4 protein-coding genes are annotated in these 4,342 nt (G+C 68.0%); 3 read left to right on the top strand and 1 reads right to left on the bottom strand.

Features of this window, described 5'->3' with window-relative positions; genetic code table 11:
- From VGI62_RS17640 to VGI62_RS17630, 3 genes are all read left to right on the top strand, one after another.
- Positions 1–887 (top strand): phosphate acyltransferase (locus tag VGI62_RS17640; protein WP_331505852.1); only part of this gene is annotated, 887 nt, incomplete at its 5' end.
- Between the two features lie 141 nt (positions 888–1,028).
- The gene (locus tag VGI62_RS17635) at positions 1,029–2,345 is read left to right on the top strand and encodes an Hsp70 family protein (RefSeq protein WP_331505851.1); all 1,317 of its coding nucleotides are present in this window, start codon (positions 1,029–1,031) and stop codon (positions 2,343–2,345) included.
- Positions 2,342–2,977 (top strand): glutathione S-transferase family protein, encoded by a 636-nt coding sequence (locus tag VGI62_RS17630; protein ID WP_331505850.1) that lies wholly within the window; start codon positions 2,342–2,344, stop codon positions 2,975–2,977. Before VGI62_RS17635 ends, VGI62_RS17630 begins: the two co-directional genes overlap by 4 nt.
- Here the strand turns inward: VGI62_RS17630 and VGI62_RS17625 are convergent.
- Entirely contained in the window at positions 2,974–4,212 is a 1,239-nt protein-coding gene (locus VGI62_RS17625) for an NAD(P)/FAD-dependent oxidoreductase (RefSeq protein WP_331505849.1), read from the bottom strand. The genes VGI62_RS17630 and VGI62_RS17625 overlap by 4 nt on opposite strands.
- Positions 4,213–4,342 lie beyond the last annotated feature (130 nt).

Below are 4,342 nucleotides of genomic sequence, written 5' to 3'. Positions count from 1 at the left end.
CCGCCGGCCTCGGCAAGGCGATCCTGGTCGGCCGCGAAGAGCTGGTGGCTGAGAACATGGTGGCGGTGGGCCTCGACCCCGCCGAGGCCAAGCTGGAGATCCTCAACGCCCGGCTTTCGCACCGTAATGAGGCCTATGTGGATCACCTCTATTCCCGGCTGCAGCGCGAAGGCTATCTGCGTCGGGACGTCCAGCGGCTGATCAACCAGGACCGCAACGCCTTCGCCGCCTCGATGGTGGCGCTTGGCGACGCCGACGGTATGGTCACCGGCGTCACCCGCGCCTTCGACCAGGTGCTGGAGGAGGTTCTGCGGGTGGTCGACACCGCGCCCGGCGGCCGGATCATCGGCATGAGCGTGGTGCTGGCCAAAGGCCGGACCCTGTTCATCGCCGACACCACGGTCACCGAAATGCCGGAGGCCGAGGATCTGGTGGAGATCGCGCTCGAGGCGGCGCGCGCCGTGCGCACCCTGGGCTACACGCCGCGCCTGGCCTTCATGAGCTATTCCACCTTCGGCAACCCGATGGGGACCCGCTCCGAGAAGGTGCGCGACGCGGTGGCGACCCTCGATCAGATGGAGGACATCGATTTCGAGTACGAAGGCGAGATGCCGCCGGAACTGGCCCTCGAGCCGGAAGCCCGCGCCAACTATCCGTTCATGCGGCTCACCGGCCCGGCCAATGTGCTGATCATGCCGGCGGTGCACTCGGCGGCGATCTCCTCCCAGCTGATCCAGTCCCTGGGCGGGGCCACCGTGATCGGCCCGATCCTGCTCGGCCTCGATCGCGCCGTGCAGATTTGCCCGCTCTCCGCCTCGGTTTCGAAGATCCTGCAGATGGCCACGGTCTGCGCCTACGAACGCCAGATGACCGAGGCTGAGGGCTGATATGAGTTCCTCCCCTTCGGGGGAGGTGGCGCGAAGCGCCGGAGGGGGTCATCCCGCACGTTCGAGCGGACCCCCTCAGTCACCTCCGGTGACAGCTCCCCCAACGGGGAGCGACTGTCGGTGAATCTGCAGGAGCTTCCGGTGGCTACGCCCTTCACGCTCGGCATCGACTTCGGCACGACCAACACGGTCGTGGCCCTCGCCGACGCGGCCGGGCCGGCGCACCTGGTCCGCTTCCCAGCGCCGGAGGGCGAGCTTTTCGCCTTCCGCAGCTGCCTGTCCTTCCATGCGGGCGACAAGCCCAACGACCGCGCTATCGCCGCCGGTCCCTGGGCCATCGACGCCTATGTGGAAGACCCGGCCGACACCCGCTTCATCCAGTCGTTCAAGAGTTTCGCCGCCTCCGAGAGCTTCAGCGAGACGACGATCCTCAACCGTCGCTACCGGTTCGAGGACCTGCTCTCGACCTTCCTCCTGAAGCTGCGCGCCTACGCCGACGCGGGCATGGCCGAGCTGCCGAGCCGGGTGATCGTCGGCCGACCCGTGACCTTCGCCGGCGCCCAGCCCAGCGAGCCCCTGGCCCTGTCGCGCTACGAGACGGCCTTCGAGCGAATGGGTTTTTCCGAGATCCTCTATGCCTATGAGCCCGTGGGCGCGGCCTTCTTCTTCGCCCGGGAGCTCAACCACGACGCCACCGTCCTGGTCGGCGACTTCGGCGGCGGCACCTCGGACTTCTCGATCATCCGCTTCGAGCGGCACGCGGGCGAGATCAGGGCCGTTCCGCTTGGCCGCTCAGGCGTCGGTGTGGCGGGGGACGCCTTCGATTACCGCATCATCGACCATCTTGTTTCGCCGGCGCTCGGCAAGGGGTCGAGCTACCAGAGCTTCGGCAAGACCCTGCCGATCCCCAACCGCTACTATTCGGCCTTCGCCCGTTGGGACCAGCTCGCCCTGATGCGGGCCAGCCGCGACATGCGCGAAATCCGCGCGCTCGTCCGCGAGGCCGTCGAGCCGGAGAAGATCGCCCGACTGGTCGAGACCCTGGACGAGAACTACGGCTACCAGCTCTACCGCTCGGTCTCACGCCTCAAGGAGGCTCTCTCCATCGAAGACGCCGCGGAGTTCCGGTTTAAGGCCGGCTCGATCGCCTTGAAGGGCGAGGTGCGGCGCGCGACCTTCGAGCGCTGGATCGCGCCTGAATTGGCGAGGATCGAGACAGCCGTGGACGCAGCCCTGGCCAGCGCCAAACTCGCGCCGGCGGGCGTCGACCGCATCTTTCTTACCGGCGGCTCGTCGCTGGTGCCGGCCGTGCGCGCGATTTTCCAACGTCGTTTCGAGCCCTCGCGCATTGAAACCGGCGCGGAACTGGAATCCATCGCTTCGGGACTTGCGCTCATCGGCCGCGAGCGCGACCTCAGCCGTTGGACAACGCGCGCCAGCGCCGGAGACGCCGCATGATCCTGATCGGTCACTACGACAGCCCTTTCGTAAGGCGCGTCGCCATCGCGCTACAGCTCTATGGCGTAGCCTACGAACATCGTGCCTGGTCGGTGTTCGCGCAGGCCGACGAGATCGCCGTCTACAATCCACTCAAACGCGTGCCGACCCTCATCCTCGACGACGGCGAAGTCCTGATCGAGAGCGCGGCGATCCTGGATTGGCTGGATGAGGTCGCCGGGCCGGGGCGGGCCCTGATCGCGGAAGGTGGGGTGGAGCGGCGCCACGCGCTCAAGGTCTGCGCGCTCGCCAGCGGCCTAGCCGACAAAGCGGTGAGCCTGGTCTACGAACGCGCCGTCCACGCTCGCGAGACGCCGCTCTGGGTCCAACGCTGCCGCTCCCAGATTGGCGGCGTGCTGACGGCGCTGGAAACCGACCGCGCCTCTCGGGCCGGCCCCTGGTGGTATGGGCCGATGATCAACCACGCCGACATCATCGTGGGTTGCGTCCTGCGCTTCCTGCGCGAAGCGCATCCCGACGCATTTCTCGCCACGGAATGGCCGGCCCTCGCGGCGCATGCACAGGCTTGCGAAGCGCTTCCGGAATTCGCCGCCGTGGTCATGCCTTTCTTCGTGGCGCCGCCAAAGGCTTAGGCGCGAGTCAGAGCGGCGAGCGCGGCCTCGGCGGCTTTGACGCCGGTTTCCCAGGCGCCGTGGACGGTCGAGTAGAAGCGCGCGCTTGTGGCCTCGCCGGCGAAGAAGATCCGATTGTCGACCGCGGCCGCCAGGATGGCGCGATCACCTGCGTGGCCAGGCAGGGCGTGGGAATAGGAGCCGAGCGCCCAGGGATCGGACGCCCAGGCGGTCTCGGCCAGCGGCCGCAGGCCTTTCCGAAAGTCCGACCCCATCAGATCACCCAGCTCCTTCACGGCGAAGGCGGTCATGGCGCCCGCGCCTTCGCCCTCCAGGCCTCGCGCGCAGCGCCCGCCGAGGAACGCCTCGATGTAGGGCCGGCCGAAGGGCCTCAGATGGTAACTGCCGGTCTCGGTCCGGTCGGTGTGGCCGAAAAGGTGGCCATCGGCGGGCAGTCCTTCTGGGTTGTCGAGCCCCAGGAAGACCTTGTCGGCAAGGCCAAGGGGCAGGCCGGCGGCGGCTTCAGCCTTGTCCGGCAAGCTCGGCGAAAAGGCCAGCCGGCCCTCCGCCAGGGCGGGGGTCGGGACACAGACGATCGCTGCGCGCGCCGCGAGGCGACCTTTGCCGGTGTCGAGGGCGAGGTCGTGTTCATCGTGATGGATCGTCCGCACGTCACAATCGAGAACGATATGGTCGCGGTCTGCAAAGCTTGCGATGGCGGCGCCATAGCCCTCGGCGACCCGCCAGTTGACGCCGGAATCCTCATAGGTTGCGAAGTCGAGGACGGAGACCTGGTCGAATTCCGCGCCGTTGTAGTAGCTGGAGAAGGCGTCGAGCAGGACGTTCCAGCGATCGCCTGGCTTCAGGAACTCCGAGGCGGGACGATCGACGCCGCGCCTTGCCGCGGCGTGCACGCGCTCTTCGAGAGCCGCCAGGGCCGCGCGGAAGGCCTGTTGGTCCTGCGGCGGAAAGTCCTTGTTGATCGACGGACGCATCCAGTGCGGCGGGGTTCGATCAAGTGTGAAACCGGCCCGTTCGATGGGCCCGGTCAACAGGTTCTCGTTCGCGGAATGAACCCAGCCGGCGCCGCAGTCCACCGGCAGGCCCGCCGAAGCCTGCACGGTGTGCGTCCGCCCCCCGACCCGGGGCCGGGCTTCGAGGGCCACGGCCGATAAGCCCGCGGCGCACAGCCGGCGCAACGCCGCGATCCCCGCTGCGCCTGCGCCCACGACCACGACGTCCAACCGGTCCTGCATGTCTGTTCAGCGCCCGGCGCGGGACCTACTTACCGGCTGCCCTCAGGCTTGGACTGTCGAGGTCGAGCTTGTCCACCGAGATCACCTCAAGGTCCGGGCGCCTTGTCTTCAGCTCCGGGGCGAAGGTCTT

Origin of the sequence: Phenylobacterium sp., assembly GCF_036495085.1 — a bacterium.
In the GTDB taxonomy this organism is placed as follows: domain Bacteria; phylum Pseudomonadota; class Alphaproteobacteria; order Caulobacterales; family Caulobacteraceae; genus Phenylobacterium.
Note: the sequence above shows the minus strand (reverse complement) of the source record. Positions and strands in the feature narration are given on the sequence as shown.

Excerpts from the sequence above, each read along its gene's own strand:
- VGI62_RS17630 (WP_331505850.1), top strand. The coding sequence starts at position 2,342 with ATGATCCTGATCGGTCACTACGACAGCCCTTTCGTAAGGCGCGTCGCC.
- VGI62_RS17625 (WP_331505849.1), bottom strand. The coding sequence starts at position 4,212 with ATGCAGGACCGGTTGGACGTCGTGGTCGTGGGCGCAGGCGCAGCGGGG.